Raw genomic sequence first — 24,342 nt, 5'->3', positions numbered from 1 at the left:
GTGACGCCGTCACTCGCCCGTCATGCCGTCGACGCGCTGCCGGATGAGGTCGGCGTGGCCGTTGTGCCGCGCGTACTCCTCGATCATGTGGGTGTAGATCCAGCGGAGGTTGAAGGTCTCCCCGCTGCGGTGCTTCCCCTCCGCGAGGTCGTCGAGCGAGCGGTCCGCCACGACTTCGCGGGCGTGTGCGATCTCGGCCTGCCAGTGGGTGTTCGCCTCCTCCCAGGTGTCTGCCTCGGTGAGATGGAAATCGGCGTCGGGGTCCTCGTCGGTGCAGAAGAGCGCGGGCGCCTCCTCGCCGGCCAGCGTCCGGCGGAACCAGCCGCGCTCGACCTCCGCCATGTGCCGTACGAGACCGAGCAGCGAGAGCTCGGAGGGCGGGACCGCCACCTGGCGCAGCTGTGCGTCGTCGAGTCCGGAACACTTCCAGGCGAGGGTTTCGCGGTGATGGTCGAGCCAGCCGTCCAGCATGCCGCGCTCGTCGGCGGTGGTGGAGGGCTCGGTGCGTTCGGGTGTCTTCATGGCGGCCATCCTCACGTACCGATCATGGACGCGCCACGGCTTATCGGCCCAGGCCCGGTCATCGGCCGAGCATGCCGCGCATCAGTTCACCGAAGCCGACGCGCAACTCCTCGCGGCTGGGCACCGCCGAGTGGTACGAGCCCGCGGCGCAGGAGAACATCAGCCCTTCGCACCAGGCCACCAGCGACAGGGCGTGGCGCTCCGGTTCCCGCGAACCGGCCGCGGCCATCATCGCGATCATCGGCTCACGGAACCGGTCCCTGCCCGTCGCGTCGTAGAACTTCCGCAGCTCCGGCCGCCGGGTGGCTTCGAGCCCCAACTCGTACCGGGCCACGAGAAGTCCGCGGTGGCCGCTCAAGTGCAGGTGCAGGGCCAGTGCGAGGGCGTCGACCAGGGCGTCGATGCCCTCCGACGGGCCGGGCATCGCCTCCAGGGTCAGGACCCGGGCCTCGCGCTCCGCCAGCCTCCGCACCGTGGCCTCCAGCAGCGCCAGCCGGGTGCGGGCGTAGTTCGACGTCGAGCCCTGGGGCAGCCCGGCGAGTTCGTCCACCGCGCGGTGGGTGAGGCCGCGCATGCCGCGCTCGACGAGGAGGGCCAGCGCGGTGTCGGCGATGAGCTCGGCGCGAGGGACCGGAGCGGTGGTGGGAGCGGTCATGAGGCCAACCTACCGGGGCGACTACATCTGTAGTACTTTCACGCCTGTCACTACAACTGTAGTTTCCAAGGGGGAGACAGTCATGCCCAAGTCGCGTGCCGTCGTCGTGGGAAGCGGAATAGGCGGGCTGACCGCGGCCGTCGCCCTGCACCAGCGCGGCTGGCAGGTCACCGTCCTGGAACGCGCGCCCGCACTGGAGGCGCTGGGAGCCGGCATCGGCCTCACCCCCAACGGGCAGCGCGCCCTCGACGTCATCGGCCTCGGCGCCGAGATCAGGGAGCTGGCCGCCTGGCAGGGTGACGGAGGCATCCGTACCCCGAGCGGACGCTGGCTCGCCCGGACGAGCAGCGAAGCCGCCGCCGAGCGCTTCGGCGGACCGCTCGTCCTGGTCCACCGCGCCACCCTGATCGACCGACTCGCGTCCCGGCTGCCCGATGGCGTCGTGCGGACCGGAGCCGCGGCCTCGCTCGCCGACCCCGGAGTCGCGGACGGCCGCCCCGCCGTGGTCACCACCCCCGACGGCGACATCGAGGCCGACCTCGTCGTCGGCGCCGACGGCATCGGCTCCGCCGTACGCCGCGCGCTCCACCCCGAGCACCCCGACCCGGCGTACTCGGGACTGACCACCTGGCGAGTGGTCGTGCCCGCCCCCGATCACCCCTTCGCACCCCACGAGACCTGGGGGCGCGGCGCCCTGTGGGGCACGCAGCCGCTCAAGGACGGCCGCGTCTACGCGTACGCCGCGGCGGCCGTCCCCGCCGGAGGCCGCGCACCCGACGGGGAGAAGGCCGAACTGCTGCGTCGCTTCGGCGACTGGCACGACCCGGTCCCCGGGATCATCGCCGCCGCCGAACCCGACCGGATCCTGCGGCACGACGTGCACCACATGACAACCCCGCTGCCCGCCTTCCACCGGGGCAGGACCGTGCTCATCGGCGACGCGGCACACCCCATGGCGCCCACCATGGGCCAGGGCGGCAACCAGGCCATCGAGGACGGCATCGTCCTCGCCCACCACGCCCCGCCCCACGGTGGACTCGGGGCAGGGCTCGCGGCGTACTCGACCGCGCGGCTGCCACGCACCACGGGCGTCGTCCGCAAGTCCGCGCGCGTCGTCCGCCTGGTCACTCTCGGCGGCGCCCCGGCCGTCGCGCTGCGCGACGGCCTGATGTCCCTCTCCCGTTTCGCCCCCGGCCTGGCCCTGCTCACCCTGGACGGCATCGCCGACTGGCGCCCGCCGCAGCGCACGTATGCTGCCCGGACATGGGACCGCCAGGTCCAGGACCCACACATACAGCGATAGGGAGGCCCCTGTGAAGGTAGGCGTCATCGGGCTCGGGGACATCGCGCAGAAGGCATATCTGCCCGTACTGGCCACCCGGCCGGGGCTCGAACTGCATCTGCAGACCCGCACCCCCGCCACCCTGCACAGGATCGCCGAGACCCATCGCATCCCGGACGGGCAGTGCCACACCGACCTGGACGCGCTGCTCGCCCGGGGCCTGGACGCCGCGTTCGTGCACGCGCCGACCGCCGTGCATCCCGAGATCGTGACCCGGCTCCTGGAAGCGGGCGTACCGACGTACGTCGACAAGCCGCTCGCGTACGAACTCGACGAGTCGCAGCGGCTGGTGCGCCTGGCCGACGAGCGCGGCGTCAGCCTGGCCGTCGGATTCAACCGCCGTCTGGCGCCCGGCTACGCGCAGTGCGCCGAGCATCCCCGCGAGCTGATCCTGATGCAGAAGAACCGGGTCGGCCTGCCCGAGGACCCGCGCACCCTCGTCCTCGACGACTTCATCCATGTCGTCGACACCCTGCGCTTCCTGGTCCCCGGCGAGATCGACCACGTCGACGTGCGGGCCCGGATCATCGACGGCCTCATGCACCACGTCGTGCTCCAGCTCTCCGGCGACGGCTTCACCGCCATCGGCACCATGAACCGGATGAACGGCTCCACCGAGGAGATCCTCGAAGTCTCCGGTCAGGACACCAAGCGTCAGGTCCTCAACCTCGCGGAGATCGTGGACCACAAGGGCCAGCCCAGCGTCCGCCGCCGCGGCGACTGGGTGCCCGTCGCCCGGCAGCGCGGGATCGAGCAGTCCGTCGTGTCCTTCCTGGACGCCGTACGGGCCGGAAAGCTGCTCAGCGCCCAGGACGCGCTGCTGACCCATGAGCTGTGCGAGCGTGTGGTCCGCGAGGCCGCCGAGCAGGCTGCCTGAACAAGCGCGTGCCCTCGGCGGCGCACAGCAGGGCGAGCACGGCCAGCGCGCCGTGGACGGCCCAGTCACCGGCCCTGACGTACCAGGTGCTCCCGCGTGTCAGCGGTACGTCGTACACCGCGGCCTCACTGCGGTCCGTCCCCAGCGGTGAGCCGATGCGCTCACCCTCGGGCCCGTACACCGCGCTCACGCCGGTGAGGGTCGCGTGCGCCACCGGGCGGCCGTTCTCGGCGGCCCGCAGTGCCGCGAGCGACGCGTGCTGCTCGGGCGCCCAACTGCGCTGGAACGTCGAGGTCGCCGACTGGGTGACCAGCAGCTGGGCGCCGCCCCTGGTGAGCTTGCGGCTCATGTCGGGGAAGGCCGACTCGAAGCACACCAGGGGGCCGACGCGCAGGCCGTCCGCGGCGTCGTCGGGCAGCACCATCACCACCGGCCTCGTGCCGCGCATGCGGTCCTCGCTCGCCGCCTTGCCCACCGACGTCGCCCAGCCGAGCAGCGAACGTGCGGGGACGTACTCACCGAAGGGCACCAGCCGCATCTTGTCGTAGCGGTAGCCGGTCGGGCCGCGCGGGCCGACCAGCACAGAGCTCTTGAAGATGCCGGGCCGGTCGGAGCGCCGCGCGTCCACATTGACCAGTACGTCGGCGCCGACCCGCCGGGACAGGGCGGCCAGCCGGTCCGCCAGATCGGGGCGGCGCGCCAGGTCCTCGCCGACACTGCTCTCGCCCCAGATCACCAGATCGAGGTCCTGCCCGGCCAGTTCGCGGGTCAGCGTCTCACTGCGGGCGAAGCGCCGCTCGGCGCCGTCGGCCCCGTCGATGATGCCGGGCTGGACCACCGCGATCCGCGCCCGGCCCGTTTGCTCCGGGCGCGGGGCCCACACCCAGGCCGCCGCCGCCAGCAGCGTGCAGGCCAGCACGCCCGCCGCCGCCGGGGTACGGGCCGTGGGCACCGCCACCAGCACGGTGACGCCGGTGTTCACCGCGACCACCAGCAGGCTCACCAGCCACACGCCGCCGACCGACGCCACCCGCAGCGCCGGAGCGACCTGCCACTGGCTCGACCCGAGCAGCCCCCACGGGCCGCCCAACCCCTCCCAGGACCTGACCAGTTCGACCATCAGCCAGCCCGAGGGGAGCGCCGCGAGCGCCGCTGTCGCACGGGCGGCCGACGGCGCGCCGCCGAGCATCGACCGGACCAGCCAGCCCCACGGCAGCCAGAGCAGGGCGAGCAGCGCGGCCAGCACCACGATGAACACATGCAGGCTCGGCATCAGCCAGTGATGTGCGGCGACCATGAAGCCCGTACCGCCGAGCCAGCCGTCCAGCGCCGCCCGCCGGCCTGTCGGCGCCGAGCGGATCAACAGCATCCACGGGACGAGGGCGACGTACGCGAACCACCACAGGGAGGGCGCCGGGAACGCGAGCGCGGGCAGCGCGCCGAGCACCACCGCGGTCGCACCGCGCCACCAGGGCGACGAAAGCCGCTCCCACCGGCCGACCGGAATCCGCATGCGGTCGCCTCCCGTCGTGCCCCGTGAGAAGTCTCTGCCCCCAGTGTGGGGGAGCGTGACGATCGCGGACAGTGGGCCGCTCCGGGCGTGCGGCCGGGGCTGAGGGGGCGGGCGCGTCAGCGGGCGCCGGGCGCCCCCGTCGTACGCCGCCACTTCTCCTCGACGACCACGGCGAGCAGCCGCCATCCACCCTCCGTCCGGCGCAAGCTGAATGTGTACCGGCCGCCGGACTCGAAGTTGGGGGCCGTCGGCTGTTCGGCCCCCTTGGCGCTGTCGGGGTCGGTTTCGAGGCGCATCGGGTTCAGATAGTCGGCCTGGAGTTCGGCGCGGTCCCCGGTGTCACCGTTGAGGTTCTCCAGCCGCAGGCGCCTGTTGACGATGAAGTGCTGGCGTACCGGGAAGAGGCGCATCGTCTCCGCCAGCCATCCCGCGACCTCGCCGGCCGGGCCCTCGATACCGCCCGCCGTCCGGTAGTCGGCCCGGCCGTCGGTGGTGAACAGGGCCCGGTAGTCGAGCCAGTTGCCGTCGTCCACCGCCACCGCGTAACCGGTGATCACCGAGTCGATGGCAAGTCGGTCCATTACGGTCGAGAGCTCCACACGCTGCGTCATCGGGTCAGTCTCTGGCAGCGGGGGCCGCGCGCCAAGAGCATGACCGCCGGTATCTGACGGAGTCGTGCGGCATCCGACGGACCGGGCCGGGCGCGGCGGTCAGTGCGTGAAGACCTCGCGGAGCCTCGCCTCGGCCTCGCCGTCCAGGTTGCTGTGGAGGAGCTCGGCATGCCCGTCCGGGAACGCCTGCCGTACCCGGTCGGTCACCCCGTCCTGGCAGAGCAGGAACAGCGCCGAAGTGCCCGGGGTCACCCTGGCCTTGACCCGCTCGATGAATTCGTCGTCGATCCCGACGCCGGTGAGCGCGCCGCCGAGCGCGCCGGCGGCGGCGCCGATCGCGGCGCCGAGCAGCGGAATGAAGAAGATCAGGCCGAGGAGCATCCCCCAGAAGGTGCCGGACAGGGCTCCGGTGGTGGCCCGATGGTTGAGCTGTTTGGTGCTGGGCCTGTTCTCGCCCTCGGCCCAGCTCACCACCGCCGCGTCGCTGATCCTGATCAGCTGTTCCTTCTGCAGCGAAAGCAGCGTGGTCTCGGCCCGCTCGGCGGCATCGGGGGAGTCGAACTTCCATACGGTGAAGACGGCCATGGAACCTCCGGAGCTCGGTGGCGGGACACCGTCCACACCTACCCGGACGGCTACTTCTGGTGAGCGACCGCGGGCTGGTAGGAGCACAGTGCCCAGATCACCGCGGCATCCGTCGCGATCATCACGAGTGCCCAGAACGGCTCGTACGGCAGGAAGAGGAACTGTGTGATCAGGCTCAGGCTGGCCAGCAGCACACCGGTCGCGCGGGCCCAGCTCGCGCCCTTGAGCACGCCGTAGCCGGTCACGGCCACCACGAGGCCCAGGGCGAGGTGGATCCAGCCCCAGGTGGAGAGGTTGAACCGGTAGACGTAGTCACCGATCTCGTTCCAACTGCCGTCCTGCACGATGGCGGCGGCACCCTGGAGTATCGCCATCACCCCGGAGACGAGCAGCAGGACCCCGGCGAACAGGTAACTCCCCGACGCCCACCACTGTTGACGGTCGAGGTGGTGTCAGAGGGAGTGGTGTGCGGGGTGTCGGTGGGTGCGGTGTGGCTCATGTCGGCTCCGCTCGGAGAAGGGACGGGGGCGCGTGCGGGTCACGGGGTGGCGATCGGGAGGCCCTTCGGTGGGTCGGGCAGCGGATCGAAGAGACGGCCCGGGGGCTGTGGGTCGCCGCCCTGTCCGGTCCGGACCCCTGCCCGCGAGGGTGGCGAGGGGCTGCGGCTCGGTGGGAGGTGTCGTTGTCCCGGTCTTCCGTCCGCCGACGTGACGACCGCTGGGGGCCGGCCGCCCGGACAGCCACGCTCGGTGTTCTCGAAGCCCCTGGCGTCCGGGACGGGAAGATCACTCATGGAACTCAGTAGACCGTGCGTGGTAAAAAACCGCATTTCGGGAATTCAGGTATGTTTCACTGCTTTCCGGTCGCGTCTGGGGACACGCGGATGAGCATTTCCTGGCGCCTCGTGACCAGGAGCCAGGCAGGCAGCGCGGCGATGCACAGCACGGGTAGCAGACTCAGGTCCATCACCGTCGTCGCGGCCACGAACAGGCTCAGCCGGCCCTGGCGCGTGGTGGCCGGCAGGATGCCCAGTACGGCGCTGGTGATGGCCGGCGAGATCGGCACCGAGTCGACCAGTCGGTGCGCGAGCATACCGAGCGCCACACCGACGAAGACGGCGGGGAAGATCCGGCCCCCGCGGAAGCCGCTGGAGGCGCCACGATCAGCGCCGCCAGCATCACCACGGCCGGCATCAGCAGATTGGCGGCGCCGTGATCCTCCGGACGCAGCGCCAGTTCCTTCATCTCGTCGAGACTCTTGAACATCGTCAGATGCCCGCCGACGGCCCCGAGGACGCCGAGCGCCCACCGTCAGCATGACCAGCGGGCGCCGCGACCGGTGGAAGACGCCGTGCACATGGGGGAAGGCATAGCCGGCCACCGGCCCGACCAGCGCCGCCGCCGAACTGACGACCAGCGCCGACACCCCGTCGATCGGCCGGAATCCGGGATACGCGGCGACATCGACCGACAGCACCGGGTCGGCCACCACCAGGGTGGTGAGCGCCCCCGCCCCGGCAGCGACCAGCGGCGCGAACAGCCGGTCCCACAGGGGCCTGGGTCCTGCGCCACGACCGTCTCGGACAGGATGAGCGCCGCCGCGACGGGCGTCCCGAACAGCGCGCCGACGGTGCCCGCTGCCGCGAGCCCCCAGGCGGCCCCCGGAGTCTTCGGCGTCAGGGTGCGCCCGAGCATGTACGCCAGGGCGATGTTCGCCGCGGTGACGGGATTCTCGGGGCCGGGGCTGACACCGGCGGCCAGTGCGATGACCACGGTGAGCAGGATGCGGGGCAGAACGCGCACGGGCAGCGGCGGGTCGACCAGTCCCGTAGTCGCCGGGTCCGGCCCCGCGTGTCCGGGGAACTGCCACACCAACGCGCCCACCGCGATGCCCGCCACCGTCAGGACGAGCATTGTCCACCACGCCGACGTACCGGACAGGCCGAGCCGGTCGGGGAGCGTGTCCCACAGCAGGCCCTGGAGGCGGTCCGACGCGAAGCTGATGACGAGAAGGGCCAGGCTGGACCCGATGCCGACGAGCAGCGCGGGCAGGATCGTGGGCAGCGGCGCACGGCTGGGCAGGGCGGCGGCAGGGGGGTCTCAGTCGCCATCGTCGTGCTCCGATCGCGTGTCGTGCGGGGTGTGGGGGGCCCGCGGCGCGATCCAACGGTGTTCGCCCGCCGGCGCCGCTCCACGGGGTCGAACGCTGGGGCCTGCGCCGGTACGATCCCGCCCTCGCCGGGCCGGACATCGATGCCCGAGAGCACCCCGTGCGCGCCTCTGATGCCCGGCAACATGCTGTCCGGGTAAGGCAGTTCGGCGAGGGGACGCATGCTCGCGCAGGGGAGGACGGTCACTTCGTGGGGGCGGTGGCACCGCGTCGGCGGGGGTGGGCCTGCCGAGCCGGGGAAGGAACCCCCAGTGACTCCCGGCCCGCCGGGCAGCCGCTTTTCTGACCCCGTAGTCGTGCGCCCCTCCGGATCCGCCGCACCGTCACTGGTGCGGCTACCGACCACCGTGGGTCGGGGGATCGTGGAGTCCCAGCTGTTGTTGGGCTGTACGGGTGGCGGCCCTCAGGCGGCTTCGATGACCTCGCCGCGTACCGCGGCGGCCCACTTCAGCAGCAGCATTTCGTACTCCTCGGCAGGCCATTCCGACCCGTCCGCGCGCGAGTCGACCAGCGCGCGGATTGCCTCGTTCGCCTCGGTCAGGGACCGCACGGAACCAGACGGCGGGGGAGAGGGGTACATGCGATAAGAGTACGGGCAGATACGCACAGTAGGCACCAGGTCGGCGGTGAGTTTCCTTGGAGATGCTGCCTGACCAGGACCTGTCTGCCAAAAAGGGTCAGTGTGCCATGTCGCTGCAAAGCCCCGCACCCCCGAAAACGCCACTTTGCGTGACGACGGTCCCGTGCGGCGGCGGAAGCGGATCTCCCTGCGTACCGTGCACGGGGTGCTCACGTTACTCAAGTTGCACGCGCTCATGGCACGTGCCCGTCAGGAGTTGACCGTACCGGGCGGCGCGCGGGGCCCTCCGTCCGTTGGGGACAATGGGAGTCGACCAGGGCACGCGACGAGCGGTGCTCACCACGTAACAGGAGATCTTCCACCGTGTCCGAGAACCGCGATCATACGGAACCTGCGGCCGACCGGGACCCTCTCGGCCTGCGAGCCGATTGCGAGAGTTGCTTCGGCCTTTGCTGTGTCGCGCTGACCCTCACGGTCTCGGCCGACTTCGCCATCAACAAGGACGCCGGGGACCCCTGCCCGAATCTGCGGTCGGACTACCGCTGCGGCATTCACAACCGCCTGCGGCCGCAAGGCTTTCAGGGCTGCACCGTCTATGACTGCTTCGGCGCGGGACAGAAGGTCTCCCAGGTCACCTTCGAAGGAAAGAGCTGGCGCGAAGCCCCGGACACCGCGCAGCAGATGTTCGCCATTCTCCCGATCATGCGCCAGCTCCACGAGTTGCTCTGGTATCTGAGCGAAGCGCTGACACTGCGACAGGCCCGCCCGCTCCACAATGAGATCGGCCGCGTACTCGACCGGACCGAACGTCTCACTCACTCCACTCCCGACGCCCTGATGGAACTGGATGTGGCGGCGCACCGGGGTGAGGTCAATACGCTGCTGCTGCGTACCAGCGAACTCGTACGCGGAGGGGCCCGGCGGCAGAAGAAGAAGGAACGCCGAGGAGCCGACCTGATGGGGGCCGACCTCAGGAACGCCGACCTCAGCAGCGCCAACCTGCGCGGTGCCTACCTCATCGGCGCCGACCTCAGGGGCGCCGACCTGAGAGAAGCCGACCTCATCGGGGTCGACTTCAGGGACGCCGACCTCGGCGGCGCCGATCTCACCGGGAGCCTCTTCCTCACCCAGGCCCAGATCAACGCGGCGAAAGGCGACTCCGGCACGAAGCTACCGCCCAAACTCACCCGCCCGACGCACTGGTAGCGCGCCGAGCCGCACTGAGCCGCACTGAGCCGCTCCGAACCGCGCCGGGCTTCGCTCGCGCGCGGGTGACTGCCACCGAGCGCCTCCCGGGACTCGCGGTGTCCGACCGGTATGCAAGTCCTGTCCCCCGAAGAACCTTTGGACAGGAGTCCCCCTTGCCCACCATCCCCGTACGGCGCTCGGCCCGCGCCGTCATGTCCGCCTTCGCCGCGGCCACGCTCATGGCCGCGATGTCCCTGGTCACCGCCGGCCCGGCGGTCGCCGCGGGTGACACCGCCCCCGCGTGCGTCGCCCGTGACGTCATCAAGCAGGAGAAGAAGGCCTGGACGACCAACAACTGCGGCCGCCGGATGCACATCCAGCTCGTCATCAAGCACGGGCCCGACGGCCGGTGCTGGTCCACTTCCCCCGGCGAACGCCTCGAATGGAAGTGGTCGAGGGGCTCCTACGGGCGCATCGCCCTCTGCTGACAGAACACGGGAGAGTGGAGTAGAGGGCGAATGGGATGGTTGAGGGCAGTTGGTGACAGTCCGTATGCCTTGCGCCCTCTACGCTTACGCCGGTGATTGAGACCATCGTCTTCGATGTCGGCGAAACCCTTGTCCGCGACGACCGTTACTGGGCGTCGTGGGCCGACTGGCTCGGCATTCCGCGACACACCGTGTCGGCGCTCGTCGGCGCCGTCACCGCGCAGAGCCGTGACAACGCCGACGCCCTGCGCCTCATCAAGCCCGGCATGGACGTGCGCGAGGCGTACCGGGCGCGGGAGGCCGCCGGACGCGGTGAACACCTCGACGAGACCGACCTGTACCCGGATGTGCGCCCTGCCCTCGGCAGCCTGCGCGACCTGGGGGTACGGGTCGTAGTGGCGGGAAACCAGACGGACCGGGCCGGTGAACTGCTGCGTGGCCTCGACCTTCCGGTGGATCTGGTCGTGACGTCGGCCGAGTGGGGCGTGGCGAAGCCGTCGGACGAGTTCTTCACCCGGGTCCTGGAGGCGGCGGGCGCCGACCCACAGGCGACCGTGTACGTCGGCGACCACCCGGCGAACGACCTCTACCCGGCGAAGAAGGCCGGCCTGCGGGCCGCGCACATCCGCCGCGGGCCGTGGGGCTATCTGTGGGCGGACGACCCGGATGTCGTCGCCGCGGCGGACTGGCGCATCGACTCCCTCACCGAGCTCACCTCGATCGTCACCGGCTGAGCCGCCACGGACCGGACACCGTCCGGCGGCTTTTCAACTCACCTGCCGAACCTGCGGGTTACGGTCCGAGCTCTTCGCGCCGGAATCAGTGTCAACGGGTACGGATGGGTATCACAACCTCGGGGCGTCCACCCGCCTCCGCCCCGGCCCACAACGGGGCCTCCCCAACCCGGAGGAGGACGCATGACCTGGTATCCGGGCGCCACGAAGTACGAGTTACAGCCAGGAGCCGGACGTGGCCGACTACTGGGCAGCGTGTCGCTCCAGGTACGCGGCTGCGGCACGCAGGAGTTCCGGGCTGTCCCGGAACTTCCCGAGGCCGTGGTTGCACGCGCTGCACAGCAAGCTGCGCACGCATTCGCCGCAGGAGTCCGCGGAGTCCGGACAGCAGGCGTGGTCATGATCAATGGACAAGGTGAGCCCGGTGGCCTCAGTCCGCTTGCAGATGGCGCACACCCCCCCTTGGCTTGCCAGCATCTCCGCGTAGCGCCCGCGAGGCATCCGGTAGAGCGCCTTGCGCTGGGCGTCCCGCCCACAGCCTCGGCAGTGGCCTTGCATACCGTCAGGTGCGCCGGCGTTCCGGTTGAACATGTCCACATGGAGCCAGCCGAGGCAGGTGCGGCACTGCTTCTCGCCCCGTTCGTTCCGGTCGGTCGGTTTGGCTTCCCGCCGGTCCGGCAGCGGAGTCAGTTCGCGCCCCGTGTTCCGTTGCCAGTTGTGGGTCGCGCACAGCCCCTTGCTGATGTAAGGCCGCGTGCAATCCGGGAACTCGCATCGCCGGGTCTCAGTCGCCGTGCCGGCGTGCACACGGTGCGCGGTTCCGGGGCCTGTATTTCCGTGGCGCTGCCACCGCGCGTAGCGCATGGAGCACAGGCCTCGGGAGCGCACGCGCACAGGGCGGTCGCATCCGTTGACCGTACAGGGGGGCACGTCCATGCCCATGTCCCTTCGGGGGAGAGGAAGGAGGCACCCTGATGGCTTGGTGCCCGTTCGCGCAGAAGCTGGAGCTTCAGCCCGAGAGCAACCAACAACCCGCTATCCGGCCAACGCAGTTCATCATGCACAGCATTGCCGCTCCGTGGAGCGTGCAGCGGCTCTTCGAGTATTGGAAGTCCAGCTCACTCGAGAGCCACTTCGGTCTCGCCTACGACGGTTCCCTCGGCCAGTACATCGGAACGGAGACGCGCGCGGACGCGAACGCCTCGGCGAACCGCAGGCCCGATGGCACAGGCGCCGTGTCCATCGAAACCGCGTCCAATCTGCAGAGCTCCGACCCGTGGACGGCTGCCCAGGTCGAGAAGCTCATCGAGCTCGGCGTCTGGCTGCACCGCGCGCACGGCATTCCGCTGCGCGTCTGCCGTTCCGCGTCTGATCCGGGCTTCGGCTACCACCGGCTGCACCCGGCCTGGGCCGTGGCCGGCACGGCCTGCCCCGGCAACGCACGGGTGAAGCAGTTCAAGGAGAAGGTCTTCCCCGCCATCGTCGCCCGCGCAACCAACCAGGAGGACGACATGCCCGAGACGCTCGGCCGCTACGACGACACCGAGAGGGCCCTGGTGCCCCGCCAGTGGAAGAACGTCACCATCAGCGGCGTCGACCTGCTCACCGGCGCGAAGTCGTACACCGCGTCGGTGTGGGTCAACCTCACCGCGCCGACGGGCGCCACCGTGCAGGGCCGCTTCTACCACTACCGGACCGACGGCTCCCGCTGGACGGCCGGGATCACCGAGCGCCTCGCCAGCGACGGTGGCAGCTTCCTCGACTTCCACAATTCGGGGTCCATCGCGTCCAACGAGAAGCTGCGCTTCGAGGTTGTCTACTACCCGCTTCACGGCTCCGACGATCAGCCGGCCACGATCAGCTCCACCCGGGCCCGCGGCCTGTACTGGAAGTAGGCGCGGCAGGGCTCCGGGCTTCGTCGGAGGGGACGGATCAGAAGGGGATGGTGCCGCTGCCGGAGATCCGCAGCCGTCCGCTGCCGATGGCGGTGGGCGTCGCCACGACCGGGCACTCCTCGCCGCCGGGCAGCAGGAGGGACACGTCGACGTCCTTCATCGCGGTGTAGAAGTCCTCCGTGGTCTCGCGGGTCTGTACGCTGCCGCCCCACTGGCTGAGCGCACCGGAAGGGCCGGAGCTCAGTGTGGCTTCGACTTCGATCTTCGAGTCGCCGGCGATGAGGGTCGCGGGGCCCTGATAGTTACTCATGGCCCCAGTGTGCGCCTGTCAGATGCCCGGCCTTACCCAACTGGCCCGCACCGCGGTCGCGCAGCCCGGAAATGAGGTGCTCGCCAACGGCCGGCCGACTATCGTGCAAGGGTCCGGGAGCGAAGCCCCGGACGTCGGACAGAGGCCCCTCGCCCACGGGGGATATCGGGCGAGGGGCTTCGTCGTGCTCTGTGGCTGCCGCCTACTTGTCGTCGCGGCGCATGGAGTCCTTCATGCCATCGGCGCGCTCGCGGACCTCGTTCGCGGCGTCCTTGGCCCGGCCCTTGGCCTGGTCCGTCTTGCCTTCGGTTTCCTGACGACGGTCACCCGTCATCTTGCCCATGGCTTCCTTGGCCTTGCCCTTGAACTTGTCCTTGGCGCTTTCGTCAGTCACGGCTACTCCTAGAGCGGTACGGTTGCTTACCGTCCCAAAATAGGACATAACGCCTAAACGTGCCCGGGTGCTGCCGCCGTTCGGTAGAAGCGGTCCCCGGTCAGCCCGCCGACTCGCCCGCGTGCGGGCTGAGCACACCCATGCCGACCAGGATGAACAGCACGATGCCGAGGACGATCCGGTAGATCACGAACGGCATGAAGCTCTTGGTCGTAATGAACTTCATGAACCAGGCGATGACCGCGTAGCCGACCACGAAAGCGATGATCGTCGCGAAGATCGTCGGTGCCCAGGACACATGGCCGCCCTCGCTCGCGTCCTTCAGCTCGAAGACCCCGGATGCCAGGACCGCCGGGATGGCGAGGAGGAAGGAGTAGCGGGCCGCCGCTTCGCGGGTGTAGCCCATCAGGAGCCCACCACTGATGGTCGCGCCCGACCGGGAGACGCCGGGGATCAGCGCCATCGCCTGGCAGAACCCGAAAATCAGCCCGTCCTTGACGCTCAGTTCCTTGAGGGTCTTGCGCTCCTTGATCGCACGGTGCTTGCCGCCGCTCTCGTCGCGGGCCGCGAGCCGGTCGGCGATGCCGAGGACGATGCCCATGACGATCAAGGTGGTGGCGATCAGGCGCAGATCGCGGAACGGGCCCTCGATCTGGTCCTTGAACGTGACGCCGAGTACGCCGATGGGGATCGAGCCGATGATGACGAGCCAGCCCATCTGGGCATCGTGGTCACCACGCATCGACCGGTCGGTGAGTGAGCGGCACCACGCCGAGATGATCCGGGCGATGTCCTTGCGGAAGTAGATGAGAACGGCCGCCTCGGTGCCGATCTGGGTGATCGCGGTGAAGGCCGCGCCCGGATCGTGCCAGCCGGCGAAGGCCGCTGTGAGCCGCAGATGGGCGCTCGACGAGATCGGCAGAAACTCGGTGAGCCCCTGGACGAGTCCGAGGATGAACGATTCGAACCAACTCATGGGGCTTGTGCCGTCCCGGATGTGATTGTGCAGCAGCATGCAGGTGCAGCGTGCGATGCAGTCAGGTCAGTTCCGGGCAGCGTATCGTTCGCGGCCTTCACCGCTGCGGGAAGGTCCCGTCTTACGCGTCGGAAGGGTGTCCCGAGTGCGCCTCGCCGTCGCGCAGATGGTGACGCTTGCGCCAGGCGACCACCAGCGCGCCGAGACCCGTCAGCGCGATGAACCCCATCGCGATCAGGAAGGTCGGCGATGTCGGGGAGGCGGCGCTGCTGCCCGCGACGACGTACGCCGCCGTGTTCGGGATGGATCCGAGCCCTGTCGCCAGCAGGAACGGCAGCCAGCCCATGCGCGAGACGGCCGCACAGTAGTTGGCGGCGGCGAACGGCACCCCGGGGAAGAGTCTGATGGCCAGCATCGTGCGGAATCCGTGCCGGCTCAACTGCCCGTCGGCCGCAAGCAGGGCCCGCCCACGCAGCAGTGGCCGCAGCGCGTCCTGGCCCAGCACCCGGCCGAGCCCGAAGGCGATCCCGGCGCCCAGCACCGTGCCCGCGACGGCGGAGGCGAGTCCGGCCTGCGTGCCGAACAGGGCGCCCGCCGCGAGATTGAGGATCGGTCGCGGTACGAACGCGGCCGTGCAGAGCCCGTACGCGACACCGAACAGCACGACGGCCACACCACCGCTCAGCTGTGGTGGCCAGCCCGCTCTGAGCAGCTGCTGCGGCTCGAAGATCAGCACTGTCGTCGCGGCCGCTGCGAGCACCACCACGAGAAGTGAGAGCCGCGACCAGGGGGAGAGCAGCACCCTGGTGCAGCGAAGAGTGAATCCGGCAGGCCGTGTGACGGGGTCGAGCATCGGGGGAGCGTAACCGACAACGGGATGTGATCGCCGTAATGTGCGTCGCACGGCCGCCGCGGGACCTGGCAGGTGAAACGCCCGTACCCCGTCCGAGCAGCGAACACTGCGGTCCCCCCCCGCTCCCGATGTGACACGTGACGCACAGGCCCCGGTGCGCCACGGCCCTGGGCCGCCCGCGGTGCGCGGCTCTGTGGCGGGCGGCGGGCAACTCCCTTGCCGCGGCGCGAAAACCATTCGACGCGCCCCCTCCCGTAGGCCATGATCGGCGCTATGAACAGGTACGCCTTCCTCGCAGCGAGGTCCGCAGTCGCGGACTCGCCGAAGGCTGCCGCATTCCCCGCAGCGGCCGCAGTCGCCGCTGCCGCGGCGTCGCTCGACGGCGCCCGAAGCTGACCCTTCCCGGATCGTCCGGCGGACCCCACAGGGGGAGGGTCGGCGAGGCCCAGGGGTCCCCATCACGCTTCGACCTTCCGAGGAAGATCACCATGCCCAAGACGGCATACGTGCGCACCAAGCCGCACCTGAACATCGGCACCATGGGCCACGTCGACCACGGCAAGACCACCCTGACCGCCGCCATCACCAAGGTCCTGAGCGAGCGCGGGAGCGGCACGTTCGTGCCCTTCGACCGCATCGACCGGGCTCCCGAGGAGGCGCTGCGCGGCATCACCATCAACATCGCGCACGTCGAGTACGAGACCGACACCCGGCACTACGCGCACGTCGACATGCCGGGCCACGCCGACTACGTCAAGAACATGGTCACCGGCGCCGCACAGCTCGACGGGGCGATCCTCGTCGTGTCCGCGCTCGACGGGATCATGCCGCAGACGGCCGAGCACGTCCTGCTCGCCCGCCAGGTCGGCGTGAACCACATCGTCGTCGCCCTCAACAAAGCCGACGCCGGTGACGACGAGCTGATCGACCTGATCGAGCTCGAAGTGCGTGAGCTGCTGTCGGCGCACGGCTACGGAGGAGACTCCGTTCCCGTGGTCAGGGTCTCCGGGCTCAGGGCGCTGGAGGGCGACCCGCGCTGGAGCGCCGCGATCGAGGCGTTGCTGGACGCGGTGGACACGTACGTACCGATGCCGGTGCGCTACATCGACGCGCCGTTCCTCATGCCCGTCGAGAACGTCCTCACCATCACCGGGCGCGGCACCGTCGTCACCGGCGCCGTGGAGCGCGGCGCCGTGCGCGTCGGCGACCGGGTGGAAGTGCTGGGCGCGGACACGGAGACGGTCGTCACCGGCCTGGAGACCTTCGGCAAGCCGATGGACTCCGCCGAGGCCGGCGACAACGTCGCGCTGCTGCTGCGCGGTATCCCGCGCGACGCGGTCCGCCGCGGGCACGTGGTGGCGCAGCCGGGCAGCGTCACGCCCAGTCGGCGCTTCACCGCGCAGGTGTACGTCCTGTCGGCGCGGGAGGGCGGTCGCACGACGCCCGTCGCGACCGGCTACCGGCCGCAGTTCTACATCCGCACCGCGGACGTCGTCGGAGACATCGACCTCGGGGACGCGGCCGTCGCGCGCCCCGGCGACACGGTCGCCCTGACCGTCGAGCTGGGCCGCGACACGCCGCTGGAGCCGGGACTCGGCTTCGCGATCCGCGAAGGCGGTCGCACGGTCGGGGCCGGTACGGTGACGGCGCTGCTCGACTGACCGGCGCGCGGCCACGCGAGCCGTCCCAAGACCCGGCGCCCGCTTCCCCCAAGTACCCCTGGGGAGGCGGGCGCAGGGCCGTACGCGAGACTGCTCGTATGACGGACACGGCACTGGTACTCGGCGGCGGCGGGCTCACCGGCATCGGCTGGGAGGCGGGCATCGTGCACGGTCTCGCCGAGGCGGGTGTGGACCTGTCCGACGCCGATGTGGTCGTGGGCTCGTCCGCAGGCTCGGTTCTCGGTGCCCAGCTCACCTCGGGGCGGCTGACCCTCCCCGAGCTGTACGAGCGCCAGCTCGCCGACCCGACGGGTGAGACACCCGCACACATCGGAGCCGGTACGTTCCTGCGTTTCGCACGGGCGATGCTGACCGCCCGCACCGCCGAGGCGTACGGCGAGAAGCTGGGTCGATACGCGCTCGACGCCGACACCCCGGACGAGGCGGAGCGGCGCGCGGTGATCGCCCGCAGGCTCGTCTCCCACGACTGGCCCGAGCGTTCCCTGCGCGTCACCGCCGTCGACGCGCTCACCGGCGCGCTGCGGATCTTCGACAAGGACAGCGGCGTTCCGGTCGTGGACGCGGTCGCCGCGAGCTGCGCGGTCCCCGGCGTCTGGCCGCCCGTGACCATCGGGGGGCGCAAATGGATCGACGGCGCGGTGCACTCCCCGGCCAACGCCCACCTCGCCGCCGGATACGGGCGCGTCGTCGTCCTCGCGCCGGTCGTGTCGGGCGCCAGGGCGGTCCTCACCCCGCGCACCCAGGCGGCGCTGCTCGCCGCGGACGGGGCGCGCGTCGAGGTCATATCGCCGGACGCCGCCGCGCGGAAGGCCTTCGGCCACAACACGCTGGATCCCGCACGCCGGGCGGCAGCCGCCCGAGCGGGCCTCGCCCAGGCCGCCGCGCACGCCGAAGCCGTCGCCGCGGTCTGGGGCAGGTGATCCGGCGGCGCACAATGGTCGGGTGGACGAGCCGATACCCGTGATCCGGGACGTGGACTGGGGCACCGCCAGGCTGATGCCGGACGTGGACCGGGAGCGGGCCTGGCTCCTCACCGTCGACGGTGCGCCCCAGTCGTACGTCGACCTGGACGAGCCGACCCACCTGGAATTCGAGTACGCGCGCCGGCTCGCCCACGTCGTCGACTGCGCGGCGCCCGAAGGCGACCCCCTCGACGTACTGCACCTGGGCGGCGGCGGGCTCTCGCTGCCCCGCTACACGGCCGCGACCAGGCCGGGCTCCCGCCAGGACGTGGTGGAGGCGGACCGGGGGCTGCTCACGCTCGTCGCCGAGCACCTGCCGGTGCCGGACGGATCGGGGATACGGGTGCACGGCGCCGACGCGCGCCAGTGGCTCGCCGGCGCCCCGGCCGATTCCGCCGACGTACTGATCGCGGACGTGTTCGGCGGCTCCCGGGTGCCCGCGCACCTCACCTCCGTCGAGTACGCGCAACTGGCCGAGCGGGCCCTTCGGCCCACCGGGATCTACGCCGCCAACCTGGCCGACGGCGCGCCCTTCGCCTTCCTCCGCTCCCAACTGGCCACCTTCGCCGCGGTCTTCGCGCAGAGCGCGCTCATCGCCGAGCCGGGCGTGCTGCGCGGCAGACGCTTCGGCAATGTGGTGCTGCTGGCCTCGCACGAACCGCTCGACCTAGCGGGCCTCGCCCGCCGGACCGCCGCCGATGTCTTCCCCGCGCGCGTGGAGCACGGCCCGGCGCTGCGGCGTCTCGTCGGTGACGCGCGGGTGGTGCGGGACGGGGACGCGGTGGAGTCACCCGAGCCGCCCGACGGCGCCTTCAGCATCGGCTGAACCGGGCACGTCCGCCGTGCGCCCCTCGGCCTTCGCCGCCGGCCCGGAGAACCGCGAACGCCGCCGCGATCGGCGCGCCCTGGCCGCCCAGGTTCGTCACGACGGCGGCGGCGGTCAGCAGGGTGCGGTTGCGGCCGGCCCGGTCGGGGCGGCGGACGCGTAGGGGGGCGGCGGCAGCGGATGTCACTTCCGGACTGTCGCTGCCGCCGTCCCCGTTGCCAAATCGGTTGAGCGACCCGGCCGCTCAGGCTCCGGGCAGCCGTACCGTCGCGAGGATCTTCTGGATCGTCGCGTCCGGCAGCTCGTCGGGCACGCCCTTGGCGGTGTACAGGTTCCACACGGCGAAGTCGCCATCGGCGTTCTTGAAGGCGAAGGCGATCGACTTGCCGTCGCTGCTGCACTTGGTCTTCTTGTCGACACCGGTGACCGTGGCGGTGGAGTAGCTGCCCTTGAGTCCGGACGTGGTGGTGAACGGCTTGGCCTTCTCGACCTTCACCTTGCCGGTCTTCTTCTGGTCGTAAGGGCTGAAGACCCACCAACCGGCCACGTTCTGGGCCTCGACCCCGGCGTTCGAGGCGCCGTTCGCACCTCGGGTACCGGCCGCGGCGAGCCTGTTGTCCTCCGAGTCGCCGTCCTTGTCCGAGTCCTCCGTGCACCACTTGCTCTTGTAGTACGCGGGGGCCGACATCGAGATCAGCGGCTTGTCCATCGGGTCCTTTTCGTCCGTGAAGCCGATGGTCATGCCGGGCTTGTCCACCTCCCACTCCGGCGGTACGTCGAAGAGGGTTCCGTACTTCGGGTTGGTGACGGCCTTCCAGCCGGGAATCGACGGCTTGGCCTCCTTGACCGACCCACCGCGCGGATTCTCCGCGGGGGAGGCGGACTCCTCGGGCGGTGTGGGCTGCTCGGTCGACGGGGACGTCTTCTTCTTGTCCTTGCCGTCCGAGGCCTGGGTGGTCTTCTTGCCACCCTCGTCGTCCTTGCCCATCACCACGACACCGGTGATCACGGCCGCGGCGACGACCGCGGTGGCCGCGACGATCGCGATGACCGTGGTCTTCTTCCGGTTGCCCTCGGGCGGCCGAGGGCCGCCGGGCGGCATGGGGCCGCCGTACTGGGCCGGCTGCTGCTGGTACGGATTGGGCTGTTGATAGCCCGGCTGCTGATAGGGATTCGGCTGCTGGTACCCCGGCTGCTGGTACGGGTTCTGGTTCGGGTCCTGCGGGTTCTGCTCGCCCCCGGGCGGCTGCTGTCCTGGCCACATGCCGGGTAACGATAGAGGGGCCGCGTAACAGTCGTCACGCGCGCCCCCTCACAGGGGCGTGCGCCGGGGTGGGCGCGGGGGCCGGCGGGGGCGGTCCGGGGGATGGTCAAGTTGCCTACTGGTGGGTAACATTGCGTGGCATGAGCGCAGATCAGATGTCCGTCGGCGAGATGCTCGTCGCGACCGTCCCCATGGCCCGCACCCTCAACCTCGAATTCCTGGAGACCACCCCGGAGCGCGCCGTCGTACGGCTGCCGGACCAGGCCGCCTACCACAACCATGTGGGCGGCCCGCATGCCGGAGCGATGTTCACGCTGGCCGAGTCGGCGAGCGGCGCGATCGTCATCGCGGCCTTCGGGGACCAGCTGTCGCGTGCCGTGCCGCTCGCCGTCACGGCGGAGATCGGCTACAAGAAGCTCGCCATGGGTGTGGTGACCGCTACCGCGACACTCGGCCGCCCGGTGGCCGACGTGGTCGCGGAGCTCGACGCCAAGCAGCGCCCCGAGTTCCCCGTGCACATCTCCATCCAGCGCGAGGACGGTGCCGTGACGGGCGAGATGACCGTGGTCTGGACCCTGCGCCCCAACGCCTGACGTCGCGTCACGGCCGGTCGTGCCCGGTCGGGGGGAGCGGGTAGGCTGCCCGCCGTGCGCCACGGGGGCGCACGGCGGGCAGTTCTACTCGACGTTAGGAACCGGCGTTGCACATCCAGGAGTGGCTCGAGACCGTTCCCGCGGTCAGCATTTACCTCCTGGTGGGGGTGGTCATCGGGCTGGAGAGTCTCGGCATTCCGCTGCCGGGCGAGATCGTCCTCGTCAGTTCGGCGCTGCTCGCCTCCCAGCACGGCGACATCGATCCGTACGTCCTCGGCGCGTGCGCCTCGGCGGGCGCCATCATCGGTGACTCGATCGGCTACGCGATCGGGCGCAAGGGCGGCCGGCCACTGCTCGCGTGGCTGGACCGTAAGTTCCCCAAGCATTTCGGCGAGCAGAACATCGCCATGGCGGAGCGGTCGTTCGAGAAGTGGGGCATGTGGGCGGTCTTCTTCGGCCGCTTCGTCGCGCTGCTGCGGATCTTCGCGGGGCCGCTGGCCGGTGTGCTGCACATGCCGTACTGGAAGTTCCTCATCGCCAATGTCCTCGGCGGCATCCTGTGGGCGGGCGGCACCACGGCCGTCATCTACTCGGTGGGCGTCGTCGCGGAGGCGTGGCTCAAGCGTTTCTCCTGGCTGGGGCTGCTGCTCGCGGTGCTGTTCGGTGTCGTCTCGATGCTGGTCCTCAAGAGCCGCGCGAAGAAGGCCGCCGCGCAGGCGGAGGCGGAGCGTGCGACCGAGGGGGCGGACGGGGCGGATGCCTCGCCCGCGTCCGAGAAGGTCTCCGCGGTCACCGAATAGGCCCCTACCCGGCATGCGCCTCGCGGTGCGCCTTGGCCAGGTCCAGGTACACCGCGGCGTTCAGCCTGATGCCCTCGCGCTCCTCCTCTGTCAGCTCCCGCCGCACCTTCGCGGGCACTCCGGCCACCAGGGAGCCCGGGGGCACGCGCATGCCCTGAGGCACGAGCGCCTGCGCCGCGACCAGTGATCCGGCGCCGATGTGCGCGCCGTTGAGCACCGTGGCGCCCATGCCGATCAGTACGTCGTCCTCGACGGTGCAGCCGTGCAGGACGGCGTTGTGGCCGACGGAGACCCGCTCGCCCACGGTGACCGGGAAGCCGGGGTCGACATGCACGGTGCAGTTGTCCTGGATGTTGGTGTCGGCGCCGAGGACGATCGGCCCGCAGTCGGCGCGCAGCACGGTCTGGTACCAGACGCTGGCGCCGGCGTGGATCGTGACGTCGCCCATCACGACGGAGGTCGGCGCGGCGAAGGCGCTGGGATCGATCTCCGGCTCCTGGCCGCCCACGCCCGCGATGAGTGCCTGCTGTGTCATGACCGTCTCCCTGTTGCCTTGGTCCGCGCGCTCAACCGCACCGTAAGGGGCGGTGCGGAGCGCGGCGCCCCGGTGGGGCGAAGATCACAGGCCGGCCCGCGCGCCCCGATCGGCCCGGCCGACTACCGTGTGCGCGTGCCGAAGAACAGAAACACGTTCTCATCGCTGTCTGCCTGGCGTCGCCGTCTGGTGACCCGCGCCGTGCACGGCGGGTGGCGGTGGCTGCGGCAGGCCGGAGCGGTCAGCGCGGAGCGACCGGGCCCGCTGCGCTTCGGGGCGATCGGTTTCGGCACGAAGCTCGCGTTCCCGCAGGGCACGGTGTTCGGGGAGGAATGGATCCACCTCGGCGACCACTGCGTCATCGGCGAGCAGGTCACCCTGACGGCCGGCATGATGCCGGGACTCGACCTCGGCCCCGACCCGATCCTGACCCTCGGCAACGGTGTGGTGCTGGGTCGCGGCAGTCACGTCATCGCCGACACCCGGATCTCCATCGGCGACGACGTGTACTTCGGCCCGAACACCTACGTGACCTCCACCAACCACAGTTACGACGACCCGGGCACCCCCGTGGGCAAGCAGTGGCCGCGCATGGACCCGGTGGAGATCGGCCCCGGCTGCTGGATCGGCACCGGCGCGGTGATCCTCCCCGGCGCGCGGCTTGGCCGCAACGTGGTGGTCGCGGCGGGCGCGGTCGTCAGGGGAGAGGTGCCCGACCACGCGGTGGTGGCGGGGGCGCCCGCGCGGGTGGTGCGGAGCTGGGACGCGGAGAAGGGCTGGCAGCCGCCGCTGCGGACGCCGGCGCCGGTGCCGATCCCGGAGGGCGTCACCCCGGAACAGCTGCTGGCGCTGGCGGAGCTGGACCCGGAGGCGGTGGAGTAGGCGGGGCGGTGGGGTGCGGGTGCGTAGGCCGGGGCGGGTTGCCCGCGGCGCGAGTCCCCTGACCCGCCCCTTCCCGAAACCGGGGCCGGCCCCGGACCCCTGGACGCTCTTCGGGCGTGTCCTCGAACGCCGGACGGGCTGGATTTCCCAGCCCGTCCGGCGCTTGAGGACTTCGGGAAGGGGCGGGTCGGGGAACAAAGCCCCGCGCAGCGGCACCCGCCTCACCCCGCCGCCAGCAGCACCGACCCCACCAGCGCGATCCCCGCCCCCGCCGCCTGCACCCCGCGCAGTCGTTCCTTGAGGATCACTACCGCCGCGACCGCCGTGACCACGGGATAGAGGTTGGCGAGGACCGCGGCCACGGTCACCGGACCGTTCTGCGCGGCGATGGAGTACGTACCGTTCGCCGCCACGTCGGCGAGACCGACGAAGGCCAGCGCCGGCAGCGAGGAGCAGAGCGCACGTATACCGGCGCCTCCTGGCAGCGCGGGCGAGCCGCGCTGCACCGACACGTACAACGCCGCCCCGCCGACGGCCACATTGGTCACGCGCTGCACGAACAGCGCGAGGAAGAGCCCGAGGAGCGTCGTGGACGCCTCGGCGATCAGCGCCAGCACCGCGCCGAAGCCGACCGCGGCGATCAGCGTCAGCACGATCGCCTGCCGCTGCACCGGCGCTCCGCGCAGCTGCGGCCCGCTCGCCAGCACCACGCCGGCCACGGCCACCGCGATCCCGGCGAACTGCAGCAGGCCGGGGCGCTCGCCGAGGACGAGCCCGACGGTCACCGGCACCGCGACGCCCAGCGAGCCGATGGGGGAGACCACGCCCATCGGGCCCAGCGCGAGGGCCTTGTAGAAGCTGAGCATCGCGACGGGTCCGATCGCACCCGCGGCGACCGCGAACCACAGCTGCGGTCCGGCCTCGTTCCACGCCCCGGTGGCGACGACGATCGCGCCGAGCACCACCACGGCGATCGACTGGGACGCGACGACCACGGTCAACGCGGGCGTGCGCCGGGTGAGCAGCCCGCCGCCGAAGTCGGCCAGCCCCCACAGCAGGCTGGTGGCCAGGGCGAACAGTGCGGTCATGACAGGCCTCGCAGTACA

At 70.9% G+C, this 24,342-nt stretch carries 28 protein-coding genes and 1 pseudogene; 12 read left to right on the top strand and 17 right to left on the bottom strand.

The genetic code is table 11. From position 1 onward, the window contains the following. Positions 1-9 precede the first annotated feature (9 nt). Positions 10-522 (bottom strand): DinB family protein, encoded by a 513-nt coding sequence (locus tag ACLLJJ_RS04170; protein WP_434587902.1) that lies wholly within the window; start codon positions 520-522, stop codon positions 10-12. 58 nt (positions 523-580) lie between these two features. Then, positions 581-1,177 (bottom strand): TetR/AcrR family transcriptional regulator, encoded by a 597-nt coding sequence (locus ACLLJJ_RS04165; protein WP_434587901.1) that lies wholly within the window; start codon positions 1,175-1,177, stop codon positions 581-583. Between the two features lie 82 nt (positions 1,178-1,259). Between ACLLJJ_RS04165 and ACLLJJ_RS04160 the strand changes: the two genes are divergently transcribed. Then, on the top strand, positions 1,260-2,480 hold the full coding sequence (locus ACLLJJ_RS04160) for an FAD-dependent monooxygenase (RefSeq protein WP_434587900.1): 1,221 nt from the start codon (positions 1,260-1,262) through the stop codon (positions 2,478-2,480). A gap of 10 nt (positions 2,481-2,490) precedes the next feature. Continuing rightward, positions 2,491-3,396 (top strand): Gfo/Idh/MocA family protein, encoded by a 906-nt coding sequence (locus ACLLJJ_RS04155; protein ID WP_434587899.1) that lies wholly within the window; start codon positions 2,491-2,493, stop codon positions 3,394-3,396. On the opposite strand, the gene lnt is transcribed toward ACLLJJ_RS04155, so the two are convergent. The 6 genes and pseudogenes from lnt to ACLLJJ_RS04125 form a co-directional block, all read right to left on the bottom strand. Then, the gene (lnt, locus tag ACLLJJ_RS04150) at positions 3,320-4,909 is read right to left on the bottom strand and encodes an apolipoprotein N-acyltransferase (RefSeq protein WP_434587898.1); all 1,590 of its coding nucleotides are present in this window, start codon (positions 4,907-4,909) and stop codon (positions 3,320-3,322) included. The two genes, ACLLJJ_RS04155 and lnt, sit on opposite strands and share 77 nt — an antisense overlap. A gap of 116 nt (positions 4,910-5,025) precedes the next feature. Then, positions 5,026-5,520, bottom strand: coding sequence for a nuclear transport factor 2 family protein (locus tag ACLLJJ_RS04145; RefSeq protein WP_434587897.1), 495 nt, complete (start codon positions 5,518-5,520; stop codon positions 5,026-5,028). A gap of 99 nt (positions 5,521-5,619) precedes the next feature. Continuing rightward, the gene (locus ACLLJJ_RS04140) at positions 5,620-6,105 is read right to left on the bottom strand and encodes a DUF1269 domain-containing protein (RefSeq protein ID WP_434587896.1); all 486 of its coding nucleotides are present in this window, start codon (positions 6,103-6,105) and stop codon (positions 5,620-5,622) included. 50 nt (positions 6,106-6,155) lie between these two features. Next, a complete protein-coding gene (locus tag ACLLJJ_RS04135; RefSeq protein ID WP_434600296.1) occupies positions 6,156-6,515 on the bottom strand; it encodes a DUF7144 family membrane protein in 360 nt (119 codons plus the stop codon). Between the two features lie 439 nt (positions 6,516-6,954). Beyond that, positions 6,955-8,159: pseudogene (locus ACLLJJ_RS04130) on the bottom strand (ion channel protein). 518 nt (positions 8,160-8,677) lie between these two features. Continuing rightward, on the bottom strand, positions 8,678-8,854 hold the full coding sequence (locus tag ACLLJJ_RS04125; protein ID WP_434587895.1) for a hypothetical protein: 177 nt from the start codon (positions 8,852-8,854) through the stop codon (positions 8,678-8,680). Positions 8,855-9,217: 363 nt separating this feature from the next. Between ACLLJJ_RS04125 and ACLLJJ_RS04120 the strand changes: the two genes are divergently transcribed. The 3 genes from ACLLJJ_RS04120 (at position 9,218) to ACLLJJ_RS04110 (ending at position 11,264) form a co-directional block, all read left to right on the top strand. Then, entirely contained in the window at positions 9,218-10,060 is an 843-nt protein-coding gene (locus tag ACLLJJ_RS04120) for a pentapeptide repeat-containing protein (RefSeq protein WP_434587894.1), read from the top strand. Between the two features lie 155 nt (positions 10,061-10,215). Next, complete coding sequence (locus ACLLJJ_RS04115; protein ID WP_434587893.1) at positions 10,216-10,530, top strand: hypothetical protein; 315 nt, start codon at positions 10,216-10,218, stop codon at positions 10,528-10,530. Between the two features lie 95 nt (positions 10,531-10,625). Beyond that, a complete protein-coding gene (locus tag ACLLJJ_RS04110; RefSeq protein ID WP_434600295.1) occupies positions 10,626-11,264 on the top strand; it encodes an HAD family hydrolase in 639 nt (212 codons plus the stop codon). Positions 11,265-11,507: 243 nt separating this feature from the next. On the opposite strand, the gene ACLLJJ_RS04105 is transcribed toward ACLLJJ_RS04110, so the two are convergent. Then, positions 11,508-11,822 (bottom strand): endonuclease VII domain-containing protein, encoded by a 315-nt coding sequence (locus ACLLJJ_RS04105; RefSeq protein WP_434600294.1) that lies wholly within the window; start codon positions 11,820-11,822, stop codon positions 11,508-11,510. Positions 11,823-12,238: 416 nt separating this feature from the next. Here ACLLJJ_RS04105 and ACLLJJ_RS04100 point away from each other — a divergent pair, with 416 nt between their 5' ends. Then, the gene (locus ACLLJJ_RS04100; protein ID WP_434587892.1) at positions 12,239-13,159 is read left to right on the top strand and encodes a peptidoglycan recognition protein family protein; all 921 of its coding nucleotides are present in this window, start codon (positions 12,239-12,241) and stop codon (positions 13,157-13,159) included. Positions 13,160-13,196: 37 nt separating this feature from the next. On the opposite strand, the gene ACLLJJ_RS04095 is transcribed toward ACLLJJ_RS04100, so the two are convergent. The 4 genes from ACLLJJ_RS04095 to ACLLJJ_RS04080 all read right to left on the bottom strand — a co-directional run bounded on the left by ACLLJJ_RS04095 (position 13,197) and on the right by ACLLJJ_RS04080 (position 15,692). Then, positions 13,197-13,469 carry a DUF4873 domain-containing protein gene (locus ACLLJJ_RS04095; protein ID WP_434587891.1) on the bottom strand — a complete coding sequence of 91 codons (273 nt, stop codon included), beginning with the start codon at positions 13,467-13,469 and terminating at the stop codon, positions 13,197-13,199. Positions 13,470-13,671: 202 nt separating this feature from the next. Further along, complete coding sequence (locus tag ACLLJJ_RS04090) at positions 13,672-13,863, bottom strand: CsbD family protein (protein WP_434587890.1); 192 nt, start codon at positions 13,861-13,863, stop codon at positions 13,672-13,674. 100 nt (positions 13,864-13,963) lie between these two features. After that, entirely contained in the window at positions 13,964-14,839 is an 876-nt protein-coding gene (locus ACLLJJ_RS04085) for an undecaprenyl-diphosphate phosphatase (RefSeq protein ID WP_434600293.1), read from the bottom strand. A 121-nt stretch (positions 14,840-14,960) separates the two neighbouring features. Then, a complete protein-coding gene (locus ACLLJJ_RS04080) occupies positions 14,961-15,692 on the bottom strand; it encodes a TVP38/TMEM64 family protein (RefSeq protein ID WP_434587889.1) in 732 nt (243 codons plus the stop codon). Between the two features lie 488 nt (positions 15,693-16,180). Between ACLLJJ_RS04080 and tuf the strand changes: the two genes are divergently transcribed. The 3 genes from tuf (at position 16,181) to ACLLJJ_RS04065 (ending at position 19,162) form a co-directional block, all read left to right on the top strand. After that, entirely contained in the window at positions 16,181-17,353 is a 1,173-nt protein-coding gene (tuf, locus tag ACLLJJ_RS04075; protein ID WP_434587888.1) for an elongation factor Tu, read from the top strand. 98 nt (positions 17,354-17,451) lie between these two features. Continuing rightward, the gene (locus ACLLJJ_RS04070) at positions 17,452-18,294 is read left to right on the top strand and encodes a patatin-like phospholipase family protein (RefSeq protein ID WP_434587886.1); all 843 of its coding nucleotides are present in this window, start codon (positions 17,452-17,454) and stop codon (positions 18,292-18,294) included. A 22-nt stretch (positions 18,295-18,316) separates the two neighbouring features. After that, complete coding sequence (locus ACLLJJ_RS04065) at positions 18,317-19,162, top strand: spermidine synthase (RefSeq protein ID WP_434587884.1); 846 nt, start codon at positions 18,317-18,319, stop codon at positions 19,160-19,162. Here ACLLJJ_RS04065 and ACLLJJ_RS04060 read toward each other — a convergent pair. After that, positions 19,149-19,349: a hypothetical protein gene (locus ACLLJJ_RS04060; RefSeq protein WP_434587883.1), complete on the bottom strand. Its 201-nt coding sequence runs from the start codon at positions 19,347-19,349 to the stop codon at positions 19,149-19,151. The two genes, ACLLJJ_RS04065 and ACLLJJ_RS04060, sit on opposite strands and share 14 nt — an antisense overlap. 57 nt (positions 19,350-19,406) lie before the next feature. Next, complete coding sequence (locus ACLLJJ_RS04055; protein ID WP_434587882.1) at positions 19,407-20,426, bottom strand: hypothetical protein; 1,020 nt, start codon at positions 20,424-20,426, stop codon at positions 19,407-19,409. Between the two features lie 155 nt (positions 20,427-20,581). Between ACLLJJ_RS04055 and ACLLJJ_RS04050 the strand changes: the two genes are divergently transcribed. Next, complete coding sequence (locus tag ACLLJJ_RS04050) at positions 20,582-21,019, top strand: DUF4442 domain-containing protein (RefSeq protein WP_434600292.1); 438 nt, start codon at positions 20,582-20,584, stop codon at positions 21,017-21,019. A gap of 107 nt (positions 21,020-21,126) precedes the next feature. Beyond that, positions 21,127-21,819 carry a DedA family protein gene (locus ACLLJJ_RS04045; protein WP_434587881.1) on the top strand — a complete coding sequence of 231 codons (693 nt, stop codon included), beginning with the start codon at positions 21,127-21,129 and terminating at the stop codon, positions 21,817-21,819. 4 nt (positions 21,820-21,823) lie between these two features. Here ACLLJJ_RS04045 and ACLLJJ_RS04040 read toward each other — a convergent pair whose 3' ends face one another. Then, entirely contained in the window at positions 21,824-22,354 is a 531-nt protein-coding gene (locus ACLLJJ_RS04040) for a gamma carbonic anhydrase family protein (protein WP_434587880.1), read from the bottom strand. 135 nt (positions 22,355-22,489) lie between these two features. On the opposite strand from ACLLJJ_RS04040, the gene ACLLJJ_RS04035 reads away from it, so the two are divergent. After that, entirely contained in the window at positions 22,490-23,236 is a 747-nt protein-coding gene (locus tag ACLLJJ_RS04035; protein ID WP_434587879.1) for an acyltransferase, read from the top strand. Positions 23,237-23,457: 221 nt separating this feature from the next. Here the strand turns inward: ACLLJJ_RS04035 and ACLLJJ_RS04030 are convergent, their stop codons facing one another. After that, positions 23,458-24,324 carry an EamA family transporter gene (locus ACLLJJ_RS04030; protein ID WP_434587878.1) on the bottom strand — a complete coding sequence of 289 codons (867 nt, stop codon included), beginning with the start codon at positions 24,322-24,324 and terminating at the stop codon, positions 23,458-23,460. Positions 24,325-24,342 lie beyond the last annotated feature (18 nt).

It is taken from the genome of Streptomyces sp. A5-4, from assembly GCF_051131715.1.
GTDB lineage: Bacteria > Actinomycetota > Actinomycetes > Streptomycetales > Streptomycetaceae > Streptomyces.
The sequence above is the reverse complement of the archived record's forward strand: the minus strand, read 5'-3'. Positions and strand labels throughout refer to the sequence as shown.